Raw genomic sequence first — 17,384 nt, 5'->3', positions numbered from 1 at the left:
TCGAGCGAAGTGGACACCGGTTCGCGTGAAGAAAACGCGTCAAAACAACAATCTAGAGCTTCGGTTCTGATTCAATCAGAACCGAAAATGCTCTAGCGTGGTCGAGCCGCCCTTCAGCCGAGATAGCGCACGCCACGGTCCCGACTTGCCAAACCAAACCGGGACCGATCTCATCCAAGACCTGGTCAGGCGGCGGATCGCGTCGTCGTGATCCAGCTCGCCTCACCCAGCACCGGCGCCACCTCCCCGATCGTCGTCCTGGCCGCGGGCGCGACAGTGCCACACCCGTCCAGTTCACGGGCCAACACCTCACGGTCACAGGCATCCTCCCACAGCGAAACGGTGATGGCTGCGACACAGTTGCTGATCATGCTCGTCAGCGCCCGCGCCTCCGACATGAAGCGATCGATGCCGACGAGCAGCGCGACGCCGGTTACCGGCAGATCCGGCATGACGGAGAGGGTCGCAACGAGCGCGACGAAGCCGCTGCCGGTGACGCCGGCCGCTCCCTTGGACGTCAGCAGCATCAGGCCGAGCATCGCCGCGATCTGTCCCCATGACAGATGAATGTCGCAAGCCTGTGCAATGAAGATGGAAGCCAGGGTGAGATAGATGGCGCTGCCGTCGAGATTGAATGAGTAGCCCATCGGCAGCACGAGCCCCGACACGCCCTTCCGGCATCCGAGTTGCTCCAGCTTGCGTAGCGCGCCGGGCAGCGCGGGCTCCGACGACGACGTGCCGAGCACGATCAGCAATTCTTCCCTGAAGTAGCGGATGGTCTTCCACAGGCTGAAGCCGTTCAGCCGTGCCAGCGTACCAAGCACGACGACCACGAAGACGGAGCAGGCGATATAGAATGTCAGGATCAGCAGGCCGAGCGAGCCGATCGAACGGACGCCGTATCGGCCCACCGTGAACGCCATGGCGCCGAAGGCTCCGAGCGGCGCGAGCTTCATGATGAAACCGAACGACACAAACAGCACGTGCGAGAACGAGGCGACGGCCTTTGTCACCGCCGCACCGCCATCGCCGGCGCGGCTCAAGCCGAAGGCGATCAGGATCGAGATCAGCAGGACGGGCAACACCTCGCCGTCGGCGAACGCTCCAAAGAACGAATGCGGGATGATGTGCAGCATGAAGTCCGCAAATCCGGTCGCTGCGGCCTGCTTGCCGAATTTCGCGGCCACGGACGGATCCAGCGTATTGACGGACACATGCATGCCGGCGCCGGGCTGGATCAACGACACGGCGGTCAACCCCGCCAGGAGTGCGAGCACGGTGAGCAGATAGAACAGCGCCATGGATTTCACCAGGGTGCGACCGACCTCGCGGGAATCGCTGATGCTGTTGATGCCGCTCACGATGGTGCAGAACACGATCGGAGCGATCATCATCTTGACGAGCTTGACGAAGCCGTCTCCGAAGGGCTTCAGCGCGGCACCGAACTCGGGCCAGAAATGGCCCGTGACGACGCCCAGGATGAGCCCGATCAGCACCTGAACGTAGAGAATCCGGTAGAACGGCTTGCGTGGCTCACCGTTCGCGGACCTGGCCGGCGCGTGCATCTGCATTCTCGTTTCTCCCTTGGGTGTCATTTTTTTGGAGTTCAGGAGCGGTCCGGCTTCAGGCCGCCAGCACCGCCTGAGGAACGTGCGATCGACGGGCAAACACGTGGCCCTCGAAGATGCGCCGGGCGGTGCGCTGCACGCGGGCGACCGGGCCGGGCTCCAGCCGAACCACGAGCTGGCCGGAGGGATGGGCGAGCGTGATCGGCACCGGCGGCGCCAGCGGTCCGACCATCCTTGCAGCGATCGTCCCAGGCGTGAGGCAGGCCGTCGCGACCGCGACGGCGCCAGTCACCGCCAATGCGCTGTGGCAGTCGTGCGGCATGAAGTATCGGGTGTTCAGCGCCGCCGCGCCCGCAGGCGCAATCAGAACCGGCTTCGGGATCACCATTGTCGCCGCATTTGGAAAACCCATCAGGCGCCCGGCCTCGATACGCAACCCTTCGAGACGCGCCCGGAAGCCGGCGTCGGCGAAATCCGACGGAGCCTCGCGGCCGGTGCATCCCAGGTCGGCCGCGTGGACCAGCATGACCGGCATCGCCGCGTCGATGCAGGTGACGTCGATCCCATCAATGCAATCGACCGCGCGTCCCGTCGGCAGCAGGCGACCGGTCCGCGCGCCGGCCGCGTTGGGGAAGGACAATTCGATCGGTGCGGCCGTTCCCGGCACGCCGTCGATCCGCGCTTCGCCCTCGTAAGTCACCCGCCCTCCCGGCGTGGCGACGGTGGCGTCGATCAGCTTGCCGGTGTTGACATTGTGGATACGGATATCGGTCCGATCGCAGCTCGCAGCGACCAGGCCGGCTTCGATTGCGAACGGCCCCACCGCCGCCAGCATGTTGCCGCAGTTCGGCGAGGTATCGACGATCCCTTCGCGAACACGCACCTGGGCAAACAGGTAATCGACATCGGCGCCGGGCACCGTGGCCGGTCCGACGATCGCGACCTTGTTGATGACGGCATTGCCGCCGCCGATGCCGTCGATGCCAAGATCGTGCCCGCCTCCCATCACCGACAACAGCACCGCGTCGCGTGACCTCGGGTCGGCCGGGAGATCGCGGGCCAGGAAGAACGGTCCGCGCGAGGTCCCTCCGCGCATGACCACACAGGGAATGGCAATCTGATCGTTCATGGGCTCTTCCGTTCGGCGGCGTGTTGGCCTGAACAGAGCATCCGCCTTCCCAACTCTTTTGTGAAATGCAAATATCTGAGGTATTATTTCATTTATCGAAATAAAGGAGCACGCCATGAACGCAGAATTGCTCGACCTCAAGGCGTTCATCACCGTTGCCGAGACCGGCAGCTTCGTCCGGACGGCCAAGGCGCTGAACCTGTCTCAACCCGCGCTCAGCCGACGCATTCAGAAGCTGGAGGAAAGCCTCGGGGCGCCCCTGCTCGAGCGGTCGACGCGCCACGTCAATCTCACCATGACCGGCCGCGACTTCCTGCCGAAGGTGCGCCGCCTCATCGACGAGTTCGAGACCTCGGTGCTCGCCATCCAGGACATCGGTGCGCGAAGCTCGGGCCTGGTCTCCGTGGCTGCGGTGCCGACGGCGGTGTTCTACTTCCTGCCGCGTGCGATCGGACGGTTTGCCGAGGCTTATCCGCGCATTCGCATCCGCATTCTGGACATTGGCGCCAACGAGGGATTGGAAGCGGTCGCGCGCGGAGAGGTCGATTTCGGCATCAACTTCATTGGCGCCTCCCATGCCGAGATCGAATTCGAGAAGCTCGTCGAGGATCCTTTCGTCCTGGCCTGCCGCCACGACCATCCGCTGGCGTCGCGCAAGCAGGTCAGCTGGCCGGAGATCGCGTCGCACCGGATCATCACCGTCGGTCGCAACAGCGGCAATCGCGCGCTGATCGACAATGCTCTGGCGCGACACGGCCTGCAGCTGAACTGGTCCTATGAGGTCGCTCACCTCTCCGGCTCGCTGGGTCTGGTCGAAGCGGGCCTCGGCATCGCCGTGCTGCCGAAGCTGGCGACGCCCGCCGCCGGCCATCCGATCATTCACACCATTCGTCTGGTCGAACCGGAAGTGTCGCGGACGATCGGCATCGTGCGCAGGCGCGGGGCGACACTATCTCCTCATGCCAGCCAGTTTCTGAAAATGCTCCTCGAGGCCTGGCGCTCTCCTGCTCAGACCGGCGTGCATGGCAAGCCGCGGTCCCGATCGGCTGAGGCAAGCTCGAACACGACATCGTCGCCTCCGAAGCGGAAACGCTGACGGCTCGCTCGGGCGGGGCGAGACCGCTCACGCCAAGCCAGAGTTCCTCGGACATCGCGAATTGATTGCCGCGAATTGATGCGGCGATTGGATCGATGCCTGCATGATGCATCTCCTCGGACCGGGCGCCCTACGACCTGGGTCCGACAAGATGCGTTGATTGCGCTACCATCCTGCGCTAGTGTTTTATACGACCGGTTAAAAACACCGGCCGTTTGAGGGAGAAAAACGTGAAATCCAAGGTTATTGGCGCAGTATCACTGGCGGTCGCTGCGGCCGGGCTGTTTGCAGCCGCTGCACCCGCATTTGCGCAGCAGAAGACGATCACGGTCTGGTGGGGCAAGGGCTTCTATCGCTCCGAAGACGACGCACTGATCGAGACAATCAAGAAATTCGAGGCCAAGACCGGCATCAAGGTCGAATTGTCGCAATACGCGATCCAGGACATGATTCCGAAGACGGTCGCCGCGCTCGATGCCGGCACCGTGCCCGATGTCGCCTATTCCGATTCGTATGACGTGCAGGCGCAGGGCAAGTGGGCCTATGAGGGCAAGCTCGAGGATCTCTCCGACGTCATGGAGCCGATCAAGGGCCGCTTCGTGCAGAACACGCTCGATGCGTCGATCCTCTACAACGACGTTGCCAAGAAGAAGGCCTATTACGGCTTCCCGCTGAAGCAGCAGAGCATGCACGTCCAGATCTGGAACGACATGCTGGAGAAGGCCGGCTTCAAGCAGAGCGACATCCCGAACGACTGGACCGGCTACTGGACGTTCTGGTGCGACAAGGTGCAGCCGGGCATCCGCAAGGCGACCGGCCAGCGCATTTACGCCGTCGGCCAGCCGATGGGCGTGGAATCCACCGACGCCTTCCAGTCGTTCTACACCTTCATGGACGCCTACCACGTCAAGCTGGTCGACGATGACGGCAAGCTCACGGTCGACGATCCCACGGTTCGCGAGAACCTGATCAAGGCGATGAAGGACTACACCGACACCTACATCAAGGGTTGCACGCCGCCGTCTTCCACGACCTGGAAGGATCCCGACAACAACGTCGCCTTCCACAACAAGACCATCGTGATGACCCACAACTTCACGATCTCGATCGCGGCGAAGTGGTACGAAGACTCGCAGAACCAGGCTCTCACGCCCGAGCAGCGCGAAGCCGGCAAGAAGGCCTATGAGCAGGACATCATCACGGCGTCCTTCCCGAAGGCGCCGGACGGTTCGACCATCAAGTACCGCTCCGACGTCAAGACCGGGCTGATCTTCACCGCGGCCAAGAACAAGGCCGAGGCCAAGCAGTTCATCAGTTTCCTGCTCCAGGAAGAGAACGTCCGTCCCTATATCGAGGGCGCGCTCGGCCGCTGGTTCCCGGTGACGAAGGAGAGCCAGGAAAGCCCGTTCTGGCAGGCCGACAAGCACCGCAAGGCGGTCTACACGCAGTTCAAGGGCGGCACCGCGGCGTTCGACTTCACCAAGAACTGGAAGTTCACGATCCTCAACAACGAGAACGTGTGGGCGAAGGCGATGAATCGCGTCGTCAGCGAGAAGGTTCCGGTCGACAAGGCCGTCGACGAGCTGATTGCCCGCATCAAGCAGGTCGCGGGTTAAGTCACCCTGCCTCTCCCCGCCGCGCGGGGAGAGGTGCTAGAACAACACCGGCCGCGTTTCGCGGCCGGCTTCTCTTTGAAGAGTCCAAAAAGAATGGCGATCACGCTCTCTGGCGATCAGGCACTCCCCGGCCCGCCCCTGTCGTCGCGGCTGAGCCCGGCGCAGGTCTGGGGCATCGTGCTGCTCGCGCCCTATCTGCTCGTCTTCCTTGCCTTCGTGGTCTATCCCGTCTGCTACGGGCTTTGGCTGGCGCGCGCTCCGGCGAACTATGTCGCACTCTACAACGACCCGATCTTCGCGCGCGCCGCGGTCAACACGCTGATCTTCCTGGTCATCGGCATCAACATCAAGATGCTGATCGCGCTGTTCCTGTCCGGCTTCTTCGCCGTGCAGCGCCCCTGGATCAAATGGCTCTCGGTGATCTTCATCCTGCCCTGGGCGGTGCCGTCGATCCCGACCATCCTGTCGGTGCGCTTCATGCTCAACCCCGAATGGGGCGTGATCAACCACCTCATCTTCTCCTTCACCGGCGATGACGGCCCGAACTGGCTGAACGACCCCACCGTGGCGCTCAGCATGGCGATCGCCGTGCACATCTGGAAGTCGCTGCCATTCTGGACGCTGATCCTGATCACCGGCCGCCTCGCGATCTCGCACGATCTGTTCGAGGCCGCCGAGGTCGACGGCGCGAGCTGGTGGCAGAAATTCCGCTACATCACCTGGCCATCGATGCAGACGCTCTACGTCACCTGCACGCTGCTTTCGATGATCTGGACGCTCGGCGATTTCAACAGCGTCTATCTGCTCACCGGCGGCGGCCCGGCCGACCTCACCCACGTGCTGTCGACGCTCGGCATCCGCTATCTCCGGCTCGACCAGCTCTCGCTGGCAATGGCATCCATCGTCTGCGCGATGCCGTTCGTCCTGCCGCTCGTGTACTTCATGATGAAACGGTTGTCGCGATGAAGCTCCCCTCCTTGCGCGAAGTCGCGACCGAAGCGCGGCTCCTGCTGATCGGCATTCCCGTCTTCCTGTGGACGATGATCCCGATCTATCACATGTTCCTGTTCGCGATCTCCCCGAAGGAGGACGCGTTCTCGGGCAAGCTGTGGCCGGACCACCCGACGCTGCATAATTTCGAGATCGTGTTCAAGCAGCAGCACTACTTCCTGCGCGACTTCTACGTGCAGTTCTGGAATTCGGTGGTGATCGCGGCATCCGTGGGCGTGCTGACGCTGTTCATCGCGACGGTAGCTGCGTTCTCGATCTCGCGGCTCAAGGTGCCGGGCGGTCGCGTGGTGCTGAACCTCGCGCTCTTCACCTATTTCATTCCGGCAGCGTTCCTCGCCGTTCCGATGTACCGGACCATGGGCAATTACGGCCTGCTCAACAATCACTGGTCGCTGATCCTGGCCATGGTGACGATCGCCTCGCCTTACGCGATCTGGGTGCTCAAGCAGGCCTCCGACAAGCTCCCGGTCGAGCTCGATGAGGCCGCCGTGATGGACGGTGCAACGACGCTCCAGATCTTCCGCCTGGTCTACCTGCCGCTGATGATGCCCTCGCTGGTCGCGATCGGCACCTATGCGGTGCTGCTGGCCTGGAACGAATATCTCTACGCGTTCCTGCTGCTCTCCAATGACCGCGAGATCACCCTCCCCGTCGCGCTCGGCAACTTCCTCGCCGCCGACGACTCGCCATGGGAGCTGCTGATGACCACCGGCTTCATCTATGCGCTGCCGCCGGCCGCGGTCTACTACGCCTTCCGCCGCTACATGGTGGGCGGGCTCACGGCGGGTGCGGTGAAGTCCTGACACGACAGGAGGCATCGCGGCGCCGCAAGCAGGACGTTCGAGCGGCGACGTGGACAATTGAAGATTGCCCACGCGTGCTCTAACGTCAGGGTCTCGAGCGGGGCCCGGCATCATGCGCAGGAACGACGCGATCCATCTCGGCCTGATGCTGCTGGCGCTCGTGGCGGCCTATCTGGTGCCGTTCGAGTTGTTGCTGCTGGCTTATGTCGTGCTCGGTCCGGCGCATTACTTCACCGAGATCTCGTGGCTGCATGATCGCAGCTACTATCTGCCCCATCGCGGGATCGCGGCGGCCCTCGCCGTCGTGGCCGTGGTCGCGGCGCTGATCGACAATGCCTCGTGGTTCGGCTTTGCGATGTGGGGCGCGCTGGTCGTCTGCGCGATGCTGGCGGCCACCGTCTCCGCGATCGAGAGCATGCTGCTGTTCATGGTCGCGATTGCCCTGTCAGCGATCATGTATTCGAGCGGATCCTCGCTCGCGGTCATCGGCATCCTGATTCCGACCCTGATACACGTCTCGCTGTTCACACTGATCTTCATGATATTGGGCGCCCACAGGTCCGGCAGCCGCGTGCAGGGCGCGCTGGTGGTGGCCTACATCGTCGCAATCGCCACGATCCTGCTGCTGCCGCCAGCCGCCGAGATCCGGATCGCGAGCTTTGCCCGCGTCGGCCAGGATTATTTCGGCAATGTCGGCCCGGCCCTGGGTCGGCTGTTCGGCGTGCCGGGCCTCGTGCTCGACACCAGGCTGACCAGCCTGCTCGCCTTCGTCTACACCTATCACTACCTCAACTGGTTCATCAAAGCCGACGTGATCCGCTGGACCGCAGTGCCGAAGGCCCGGCTGGCGGCGATGGCTGCCGCCAGCGCAGCTGCCACCGCGCTCTATTTCTACGACTATGCGTTCGGCTTCACCTTCCTTTTGGCGCTGAGCCTGATCCATATCCTGCTGGAGTTTCCGCTCAATGCGCTGGCGCTGCGCCAGCTTGGTGCCGCAGTGCGTGGCGCGATGCACGCGCGATACGCCAGCCCCGTCGCAGCCTCCGTCACGCGGTCACGCTCTACAAACGCCAAGAGCTCGAAACGTCCGCCCCGGCCGCGCTGATCATCCGCGGGCCCGCTTGCGCCGATAGGCGATCAGCAGCGCAATGGTTGAGCCGATGAAGTAGCCGGCGGTCGCGCCCGAGATGGCGCGGCCGACAATGATGGCCAGTGCGCGGTCGCCTGCATCGATCGTCGAGATCACGCCGACCGCATATTGCAGCGAGAACACGACGAGGTTGCGGATCAGGGCGAACGCGCTGCCCGGACGGATGATCTCACCCGTCGCGTGATCGACATCGAAAGGACGCGGCGTCAGAACACCCAGCGGCAGCAGTGCCAGCGCGGCTGCGATCCACGCGATCAGCGGCCACGCGCTGCTCTGGGGCCCGAAGCCGATCCGCGACATCCCCCAGACGATGAACACGACCGGCAGGATCAGCGCGCGCCAGATCGGCGTCGTGCGTGGCTGCATCGCTTGAATGCCCTGCCAGACGAGATAAGCGAGCAGCACGAAGACCCATGGCGGCGTGTGGATCAGGATCTGGTAGGCCATCGTCATGATCTGCCCGCTCACAAGGGCGCTGCGCTCTTACCTTGCGAGCTCGACAGTTTCGAGGCGAGCGAGGCGATGACGATGACGACCGCGATCAGGGCGATCACCAGCGTGCAGATCGCGTTGATCTCCGGCTTCACGCCCAACCGCACTTCCGAGTAGATCCGGATCGGCAGCGTCGCCGAGCCCGGGCCCGTGGTGAAGCTCGCGATCACGAGATCGTCGAGCGACAGCGTGAAGGCCAGCATCCAGCCGGCGACGATCGCAGGCGCGATCAGCGGCAGCGTCACGGCCACGAATGCGCGCACCGGGTCGCGGCCGAGGTCCATCGCCGCCTCCTCCAGCGAACGATCGAGCGAACCGAGGCGGGACTGCACAACCACCGCAACGAAGCACATCGTCAGGGTGGTATGGGCGATCGTCACGGTCCAGAAACCGCGCTCGGCGTTCAGGGCGACGAACAGCAGCAGCAGCGACAATCCCGTGATCACCTCGGGCATCACCAGCGGCGCATAGAGCATGCCGGAGAACAGCGTGCGGCCGCGGAAGCGCTCGCCGCGCGACAGCGCGACGGCGGCGAGCGTACCGAGCAGCGTCGCGATGGTGGCGGAGGAGACCGCGACCCGCAGGCTCATCCAGGCTGCCTCGATCATGGCGCGGTCGTTGAAGAACTCGTGATACCAGCGCAGCGACCAGCCGCCCCACACCGTCACCAGGCGCGAGGCGTTGAAGGAATAGATGACCAGGATGAGAATCGGCAGGTAAAGGAACGCGAGCCCCAGCGCGAGCGAGGCGACGTTGAAGCGGGACAGGCGGGCAACCTTGCGCATGGCCCTACCTTCCCTGTTCCAGCTGCAGCTTCTGAAGCCGTTCATACAGCAGCAGCGGCAGCAGCAGCACGACGAGCAGCACGATGGCCGCGGCGGAGGCGACCGGCCAGTCCTTGTTGGTGAAGAATTCGAGCCACAAGGTCTGGCCGATCATCAGAGAATTGGAGCCGGCCAGAAGATCCGGGATCACGAACTCGCCGACGATGGGGATGAAGCACAACAGCACGCCGGCGCCGACGCCGGGCAGAGACAGCGGGAAGGTGACGAGCCAGAACACCGCCCCCGGCGGTGCGCCGAGATCGGAGGCCGCCTCTTCCAACACAGGCTCCATCTTGGCGAGCGTGGCGTAGAGCGGCAGGATCATGAACGGCAAATAGGAATAGACGATGCCGATATACATCGCGCTGTCGGTGGAGAGCCAGACCACCGGCTGGCTGACCAGGTGCAGCGCCAACAGGATCTGGTTGAGCAGGCCGTCGTGCTGGAGGATGTTGATCCAGGCATAGATGCGGATCAGGAACGAGGTCCAGAACGGCACGATCACCAGCACCATCGCCACCGCCTGCCAATTCTTCGGCAGCCGCGCCATGCCATAGGCGATGGGGTAGCCGATCAACAGCAACAACGCAGTCGCGGTAACGGCGACGGTCAGGCTGCGCACATAGGCGAACACATAGATGTCGTCGGAGCCGATCAGCCTGAAATTGTCGACCGACAGCGCAGCGAACGCCGACTTGAGCGCATCCCATCCGGCCGTCAGGTCGAACACGGGCTCGTAAGGCGGCTGCGCGATCGCGGTCTGCGACAGGCTGATCTTCAGCACGAAGGCGAACGGCACCAGGAAGAACAGCACCATCCAGACATAGGGCGCGATGGCGGCAAATCGCGCCGGGCGCGCGAAGATGCGGCGGGCGCTCATGACTGCAGCACCACGCAATCGTCTGGCGTGAACCAGGCGACGACGTGCTGGTTCAGGCTGTAGGCGTCGACGTCGAGGCGCGCGCTGTTGGCGACGGAAGCCTGCACCATTCCGCCGGTGTCGAGCTTGACCTTGTAGGTGGTGGTGCCGCCGAGATAGCAGATGTCGGCGATCACGCCATCGAGCCGGTTGATCGCCGTTTCATGACCGGCTTCGCTCACCGGGCCGCGCCGCGACAGCTTGACCTTCTCGGGACGGATCGCGACGGCCAATCTTCCCGCGCCGACCGGCTCACGCGGCTCGGCCACCACCAGCGCACCCGCATCGCGCGTGCCAATGACCAGACGGTGACCGTCGCGCAATTTGGACTCGCCGTCGAACAGATTGACGTCGCCGACGAACTCCGCGATCCAGCGCGAGCGCGGCGCCTCGTAGAGCTCGCGGGGGCTCGCGACCTGAGCGAGCTTGCCTGATTTCATCACCCCGATTCTATCAGCCATCGTCATCGCCTCTTCCTGGTCGTGGGTGACGATGATGAAGGTCATGCCAAGCCGGCGCTGCAGTTCCATCAACTCGCCTTGCGTGCTCTCGCGCAGCTTCTTGTCGAGGGCTGCGAGCGGTTCGTCGAGCAGCAGCAATTGCGGCCGGCGCGCCAGGGCGCGGGCGAGCGCGACGCGCTGACGCTGGCCGCCGGAGAGCTGGTCGGGCTTGCGCTTCTCCAGCCCTTCGAGTTTCACCAGCGCAACCATCTCTGCGACACGCGTGGCGATCTCGGCGCGCGCCATGCCGGCCCGCTTCAGGCCGAAGGCGATGTTGTCGCGCACCGACAGATGCGGAAACAGTGCGTAGTTCTGGAACATCATGTTGATCGGCCGCTCGTGCGGCAGCGCCTGCGCGATATCTTTGCCGCCGAGCAATATGCGCCCCTCGTCCGGCGCCTCGAAGCCGGCGAGCATGCGCAGCAGCGTGGTCTTGCCGCAACCGCTGGGTCCAAGCAGCGCGAAGAACTCACCGGCCTTGATCTCGAGCGAGACGCCGTCCACGGCGCGGAACGCGCCGAATGCCTTGGCGACTCCCTCGATGCACAGCAGCGGTTGGCCGGCCGCGGGATATGCATCTCCGCCGGCATTGGCCGCGGCGTCTGTTCTGGGCAACTCGTCCGTCATGGTCCCTGCCAAGCCCGATTCCGCCGCACGCTAGCGGCCGATTGTCCCCAGCTCAACTGGATCGTTCACACCAGCCATGAATGCGGCCAGCGCGTCACAGTCCGCGGCAGGCATGGTCAGGCCGAGCTTGGAGCGACGCCACAGGATATCCTCGGGGAAGCGCGCCCATTCATGGCTCATGAGATAGCGCACTTCGGCCGCGGTCAGCTCGGGGCCGAAGGCCGGGCCGAGCTCGTCGCGGATCTTCGCCTCACCCAGCACCGCCGGCAATCGTGAGCCATAAGCTGCAACCAGGCGCTGAGCCTCCCCCTCCGAGAGGAAGCGCCAGCGGTCGCGCGCGAGGTCGACTTCGGTGTCGAAGCGGTCCCAGGCGAAATCGCCGCCGGGCAGCGCGGCGGTCGCGGTCCAGGGCGGGGACATCGGATAGAATGGCGTCAGCTTCGTCACGGCACGTTCAGCGCGGAGGCGCGAGGTGGTGACATCGCCGCCGAACATCGTGAGCAGCGGCGCCTTGCGACGGCGCGCATGGAACAGCGTCGTGCCGTCGCGTCCCCGCGCGGACGCCAGCGTCAGGTTGACGCCGGAGACCGTCCGCACCACGTCGGTCGGCGCGACGCGCTCGCGGAAATAGCGGCTGGCGGCGTCGCAGAGATAGCTGACATCGGCGCCTCGCATCGCGACGATCGCGGGATCGCCGGTGAAAGCATGCGTAACCGTGCCGATCAGCGTGAACTCGCGCTCGAACGGGCTCGCGAAGATCAGCCGTCCATCGCTGTTCTGGAACACGTAGACATTGTCCGAATAGAACAGCCTGGGCACGACGATCTGGCTCATCTGCGTGGCCGCCATCGCGGGCTGCGATTGCCGCAGCACGGTGTCGGCGACCATCGGTGTCCAGCCTCCGGTCGCGTTGGCAAGCGCTCGGGCCATGATGGAACGGCGATGGCCGCGATCGACCACCGCGAGCCTCCAGATGTCGGTTCGATCGGCGCGCACGCAGCGCGCCCCGGTGCGGATCACAGCGCCGCGCTCGGCGGCATCCAGCGCGGTGAGCACTACCAGACGGGAATCGTCCACCACGCAGTCCGAATATTCGAACGCCGTGCCGAACGGGCGCTTCAGCGCGTCACCGACCGGATGATGCGTGATGTCGAGGGTCACCGACGGCGGCAAGCCGCCCCGGTTCGTCAGGCCGTCATAAACATACAGGCCGGCCCGCAGCAGCCAGGGCGGACGCTCGTCGGAATGCGCAGGGATCACGAAGCGCATTGGCCGGACCAAATGCGGCGCGATCCGAAGCCAGATCCGGCGCTCGGCCAGCGCCCGGCGCACCCGCCAGAACCCGCGGCGCTCCAGCACCGACAAATCGCCGTGGATCAGCCGCGGTGTCGCCGAGGAGGCCGCGCCGCCAAGATCGCCCTGCTCCAAAAGGATGACCCGCAGACCGCGACCGGCCGCATCGCGCGCAAGGCTGACACCGTTCAGGCCGCCGCCGATGATTGCAAGGTCGTAATCCGCCATGGAGCCGTCGAGAAGGAGCGAAGCGCCCCATCATCACTAACCGGTCTTGAGCGCGAGCTCCATGATTTCAGTGCGGCCGACGAGACCGGCATATTTCCCGATCGGCAGCGGCTTGCCGAGCAGATAACCCTGCACGCCGTCACAGCCCTCCTTGGCCAGGAAGGCGAGCTGCTCGACCGTCTCGACCCCCTCGGCGATGATCGACATTTCGAGGCCGTGACCAAGATCGATCACCGCGCGGACGATCGCGGCCGATTGCGGGTTGCGGCCGAGATTGATGATGAAGGCGCGGTCGATCTTGATCTTGTCGAACGGGAACGCCTGGAGATAGCTCAGCGAGGAGTATCCGCTGCCGAAATCGTCCATGGAGATGCGCACGCCAAGCGCCTTCAGGCGGCGCAGCAGCGCCAGGCCGCGGTCGAAATCCTCGATCAGCACGCCTTCGGTGATTTCCAGCTCGAGCCGGCCGGGTGCGAGCCCCGTCTCGATCAGGATCGAATGGACGAGGCCGACCACGTCGCCGTGCATGAACTGCGCGGGCGACAGATTGACCGCGACCTGGAGCGGTTTCGGCCAGGACGCCGCCTCCCGGCAGGTCTCGCGCAGGATCCACTCGCCCATCTCGACGATCAGGCCGCTTTCCTCGGCGATCGGAATGAATTCGGCCGGCGAAACCTGGCCGCGTACCGGATGCTGCCAACGTGCCAAGGCCTCGAAGCCGATGATCTCGCTCTCGGCGACGCTGTGGCCGGCGACGCCTTGCGGCTGGAAGGCGAGCGAGAGCTCGCCGTTCTTGATCGCCATCGACAGGTCCTGGTGCAGCACGCGGCGATCGCGAATCTGCTGGTCCATCTCCGGCTGATAGAGGCTGATCGTGCCGCGGGACTTCTGCTTGGCGCGGAACAGCGCAGCACCCGCATTGGCGAGCAGCGAGGCGCCGTCGGTGCCATTATGCGGAAAGATCGCCATGCCGGTGGTGGCACCGGCGCGGACGGCCCGGCCGTCGATCTGGAATTCCTTCGCGACGGCCTCGCCGAGCTGCTGCGCCAGCGCAAGGCCCGCGTCCGGCTGCTTGCCGTCGATGATGAGGCCGAATTCGTCGCCGGACAGGCGCGCCACCACGCCGCCGCGGGCGGAGTCCTGAAGCCGTTGGGCCACCTCGATCAGCAGCTTGTCGCCGAGCGCATGGCCGAAGACGTCGTTGACCTCCTTGAGGCCGTCGAGATCGACGCAGAGGACGGCGAACTCCTCACCCGTGCCTTCGCAGGCCTCGATCATCTGGGTCAGCGCCTGAAGGAAGGCGGCGCGGTTCGGCAGATCGGTGAGGCCGTCGTGATAGGCCATGTGCGCCATGCGCGACTCGGTCTGCCGGCGGTCGGTGACGTCCTCGTGGGTCTTGATCAGATATTGCGGTTCGCCGGTCTCGCCGAGCACGGTGGCGCGGCGGGTCAGGAACAGCCGCAGGCCGTCCTTGGTGGAGATCGGATGCTCCTCGGTGATCATCCCGCGTTTCTTGATCGCGGCCTCGTCGCGCGCGATGATCAGCTTGGCTTCCTTGGGATTGAAGATGTCCGACGCGGTCAGGCCCGTGGCTTCCTCGCGGCGGCGGTTGAGGATCGTCTCCGCGCTGCGATTGGCGAGCAGATAGCGGCCGTCCTTGACCTGTTCGACGATCAGCGCCACCGGGATGTTATCGACCACCAGCTCGAGGAACTTCTTGGCGCTTTCCAGCTCCTTCGACAGCGAGCGGCGGTCGGTGACATCCTCGAACACGAGCATCAGGAATTCAGGCTTGTTGCTCTCGTTGCGGACCACGATCCGGATCGAGGCGACCATGCGCCGCTCGCCGCCACGGTCGACCTCGAATTCGTTGCGGAACTGGCCGTCCGGCGAATCGAGCGCCGCCCGGTCGGTCGCCTCGATGCTATCGGCCGAGGCGGGTGCAAACAGCTCGCGCGCGTTCTTGCCGACGACGTGATCGCGCGAGAACCCCCAGAACCGCTCATAGGCGCTGTTGGCGAAGATATAGCGGCCGTCCTCGATGTTCTTGGCGGCCACGCAGGCCGGGACATTGTCCAGCACCGTTTCCAGGAACTGCTTGGTCGAAGCGAGTTGTCGCGACAGCCGGCGCTGCTCGCTGACGTCGAGATGCGTCGCCACCGAGCCACCGTTCGGCAGCACGAAATATTTCACCAGGATGGCCCGCCCGTCCGACAGTTCCGTGATCAGGCCGTTGGTGCTGGCCGCCTTGTCGTAGAACTCGTCATCGGAGACGCCGAGCACACCCCGTTTGCGGCGCAACTCGAGCAGCTCATAGCCGTTCATGTTGGCCCAAAGGTCCGCGCGCGTCAGGCCGTAGATCTCGAGATAGCGGTCGTTGCAGAAGATGATGCGGCGCTGCGCATCCGTCATCACCACGCCCTGGTTGAGATTGTTCATGGCGGAGGAGACGAAGGCGTTGCGCCGCAGCTGCAAGCGCCGGGTCCGGCGCAGAGAGGAATGGATCCACAGCGCGATGGCGGCGAGGAAGGCGCAGACGACGATGCCCGCGATCAGGACTTCCCAGACCAAATTGGGGTCGAGCTGGCCGAGATAGCTCGGCGCGGCGAAGCCGTCCGACAGCGCAAAGGCGCGCGCGGGCGCAACCGTGCCGGCCAGGCACACAACGGCCCGCACAGCAATCGGAAGCGTGCTGCCCTCGTGCCAGTTCTTCTCAGCCATCAGCCACCCGCGATTTCAACGTCGGATTGTCTGGCTTCACGGGTTTGGATCGGGTAAACGCCTGTACGCGCAACAGAAAAATGTGACGTGAAATACGGCAATTGCCCTGACATGATAAATTCTTCCTTAACGGAAAACGCCCCCGCGCCGATCTTTCCGGACCTGATGCCACCGGCGCTCCCAGCGGACATGCTGCACAACCATGGATAGGGTCGATTGCGTCGTCATCGGAGCCGGCGTGGTCGGGCTCGCGGTGGCCCGAAAGCTTGCGCAGGCCGGGCGCGAGGTCATCGTGCTCGAGGAGGCCGAGGCGATCGGAACCATCACCTCCTCGCGCAACAGTGAGGTGATCCATGCCGGCATCTACTACCGCGCCGGGAGCTGGATGGCGCGCATGTGCGTCGACGGCAAGCATGCGCTCTACCGCTACTGTGCCGAGCGCGGCATCCCGCACAAGAATTGCGGCAAGCTGATCGTCGCGACCAACCCGAAAGAGACCGAAAAGCTGCAATCGATCAAGGCGCATGCCGAGGCCAATGGCGTGCTCGACATGCAGCTGCTCGCCGGCGAGGCCGCACGCGCGCTGGAGCCGGCGCTCGCCTGCGACGCCGCGCTGCTGTCGCCGTCGACGGGCATCATCGACAGCCACGCCTACATGCTCTCGCTGCGCGGCGAAGCCGAGGACGCCGGCGCGGCCTTCGCATTTCACACCCCGCTGATCCGCGCCAAGGCTGCGAACGGCGTCGTCGAGATCGAGGCCGGCGGCGAGGCGCCCATGACGCTGCAATGCGACCTTCTCGTCAACGCCGCGGGGCTCTCGGCAACGATGGTTGCGCGCAACATCGACGGCATGCCGCTGGACCGGATTCCACCGGCCTATCTCGCCAAGGGAAACTACTTCAGCTGCAATGCCAAGGCGCCGTTCTCGCGCCTGATCTACCCGGTGCCCGAACCCGGCGGGTTGGGGGTGCATCTGACGCTGGACATGGCGGGCCAGGCGCGCTTCGGCCCTGACGTCGAGTGGATCGAGACGATCGACTACGAAGTCGATCCGTCACGTGCCGAGCGCTTCTATCCGGCGATCCGCAAATACTGGCCGACGCTGCCTGACGGCGCGTTGATGCCGAGCTATTCGGGTATCCGGCCGAAGATCGTGCCGCCCGCGGTGGCCACGCAGGATTTCCTGATGCAGGGTCCACGCGATCATGGCGTCGCAGGCCTGGTCAACCTGTTCGGCATCGAATCGCCGGGACTGACGTCATCGCTCGCGATCGCCGATCACGTCGCCGAGCTCGCAGACATCTAGAGCGCCGAGACAAAACCTAGAGCGTTTTCGAGCGAAGTGGACACCGGTTCGCGTGAAGAAAACGCGTCAAAACAAGAATCTAGAGCTTCGGTTCTGATTCA

14 protein-coding genes are annotated in these 17,384 nt (G+C 64.5%); 6 read left to right on the top strand and 8 right to left on the bottom strand.

The genetic code is table 11. From position 1 onward, the window contains the following. Positions 1 to 185: 185 nt before the first annotated feature. The gene (gene dctA / locus UNPF46_RS10760) at positions 186 to 1,571 is read right to left on the bottom strand and encodes a C4-dicarboxylate transporter DctA (RefSeq protein WP_100179459.1); all 1,386 of its coding nucleotides are present in this window, start codon (positions 1,569 to 1,571) and stop codon (positions 186 to 188) included. A 52-nt stretch (positions 1,572 to 1,623) separates the two neighbouring features. Next, complete coding sequence (locus UNPF46_RS10755) at positions 1,624 to 2,697, bottom strand: 4-oxalomesaconate tautomerase (RefSeq protein ID WP_142250000.1); 1,074 nt, start codon at positions 2,695 to 2,697, stop codon at positions 1,624 to 1,626. A 115-nt stretch (positions 2,698 to 2,812) separates the two neighbouring features. On the opposite strand from UNPF46_RS10755, the gene UNPF46_RS10750 reads away from it, so the two are divergent. The 5 genes from UNPF46_RS10750 to UNPF46_RS10730 all read left to right on the top strand — a co-directional run bounded on the left by UNPF46_RS10750 (position 2,813) and on the right by UNPF46_RS10730 (position 8,328). Then, positions 2,813 to 3,793, top strand: coding sequence for a LysR family transcriptional regulator (locus tag UNPF46_RS10750; protein WP_142249999.1), 981 nt, complete (start codon positions 2,813 to 2,815; stop codon positions 3,791 to 3,793). Between the two features lie 230 nt (positions 3,794 to 4,023). Next, positions 4,024 to 5,409 carry an ABC transporter substrate-binding protein gene (locus UNPF46_RS10745; protein WP_097660079.1) on the top strand — a complete coding sequence of 462 codons (1,386 nt, stop codon included), beginning with the start codon at positions 4,024 to 4,026 and terminating at the stop codon, positions 5,407 to 5,409. A gap of 93 nt (positions 5,410 to 5,502) precedes the next feature. Then, the gene (locus UNPF46_RS10740; RefSeq protein WP_100179456.1) at positions 5,503 to 6,375 is read left to right on the top strand and encodes a carbohydrate ABC transporter permease; all 873 of its coding nucleotides are present in this window, start codon (positions 5,503 to 5,505) and stop codon (positions 6,373 to 6,375) included. Beyond that, positions 6,372 to 7,223 (top strand): carbohydrate ABC transporter permease, encoded by an 852-nt coding sequence (locus UNPF46_RS10735; RefSeq protein ID WP_142249998.1) that lies wholly within the window; start codon positions 6,372 to 6,374, stop codon positions 7,221 to 7,223. The genes UNPF46_RS10740 and UNPF46_RS10735 overlap by 4 nt, the downstream gene beginning before the upstream one ends. Positions 7,224 to 7,335: 112 nt before the next feature. Then, positions 7,336 to 8,328, top strand: coding sequence for a hypothetical protein (locus UNPF46_RS10730; RefSeq protein ID WP_142249997.1), 993 nt, complete (start codon positions 7,336 to 7,338; stop codon positions 8,326 to 8,328). On the opposite strand, the gene UNPF46_RS10725 is transcribed toward UNPF46_RS10730, so the two are convergent. The 6 genes from UNPF46_RS10725 to UNPF46_RS10700 are packed head-to-tail and all read right to left on the bottom strand — an operon-like array spanning position 8,329 to position 15,977. Then, the gene (locus UNPF46_RS10725; protein ID WP_142249996.1) at positions 8,329 to 8,826 is read right to left on the bottom strand and encodes a DUF6622 family protein; all 498 of its coding nucleotides are present in this window, start codon (positions 8,824 to 8,826) and stop codon (positions 8,329 to 8,331) included. Positions 8,827 to 8,837: 11 nt separating this feature from the next. Further along, positions 8,838 to 9,650 carry an ABC transporter permease gene (locus UNPF46_RS10720; protein WP_142249995.1) on the bottom strand — a complete coding sequence of 271 codons (813 nt, stop codon included), beginning with the start codon at positions 9,648 to 9,650 and terminating at the stop codon, positions 8,838 to 8,840. 4 nt (positions 9,651 to 9,654) lie between these two features. Continuing rightward, positions 9,655 to 10,569, bottom strand: a complete 915-nt coding sequence (locus UNPF46_RS10715) for an ABC transporter permease (protein WP_142249994.1) — start codon at positions 10,567 to 10,569, stop codon at positions 9,655 to 9,657. After that, positions 10,566 to 11,735: an ABC transporter ATP-binding protein gene (locus tag UNPF46_RS10710; protein ID WP_142249993.1), complete on the bottom strand. Its 1,170-nt coding sequence runs from the start codon at positions 11,733 to 11,735 to the stop codon at positions 10,566 to 10,568. The genes UNPF46_RS10715 and UNPF46_RS10710 overlap by 4 nt, the downstream gene beginning before the upstream one ends. A 30-nt stretch (positions 11,736 to 11,765) precedes the next feature. Then, complete coding sequence (locus tag UNPF46_RS10705) at positions 11,766 to 13,256, bottom strand: glycerol-3-phosphate dehydrogenase (protein WP_142249992.1); 1,491 nt, start codon at positions 13,254 to 13,256, stop codon at positions 11,766 to 11,768. A 36-nt stretch (positions 13,257 to 13,292) separates the two neighbouring features. Continuing rightward, positions 13,293 to 15,977, bottom strand: coding sequence for a sensor domain-containing protein (locus UNPF46_RS10700; RefSeq protein ID WP_142249991.1), 2,685 nt, complete (start codon positions 15,975 to 15,977; stop codon positions 13,293 to 13,295). A 202-nt stretch (positions 15,978 to 16,179) separates the two neighbouring features. On the opposite strand from UNPF46_RS10700, the gene UNPF46_RS10695 reads away from it, so the two are divergent. Beyond that, the gene (locus UNPF46_RS10695) at positions 16,180 to 17,283 is read left to right on the top strand and encodes an NAD(P)/FAD-dependent oxidoreductase (RefSeq protein ID WP_142249990.1); all 1,104 of its coding nucleotides are present in this window, start codon (positions 16,180 to 16,182) and stop codon (positions 17,281 to 17,283) included. Positions 17,284 to 17,384: the final 101 nt, after the last annotated feature.

The organism is Bradyrhizobium sp. UNPF46 (genome assembly GCF_006658625.1).
Taxonomy (GTDB): Bacteria; Pseudomonadota; Alphaproteobacteria; order Rhizobiales; family Xanthobacteraceae; genus Bradyrhizobium; species Bradyrhizobium nitroreducens.
This window is presented reverse-complemented; position numbering and strand designations above follow the sequence as displayed.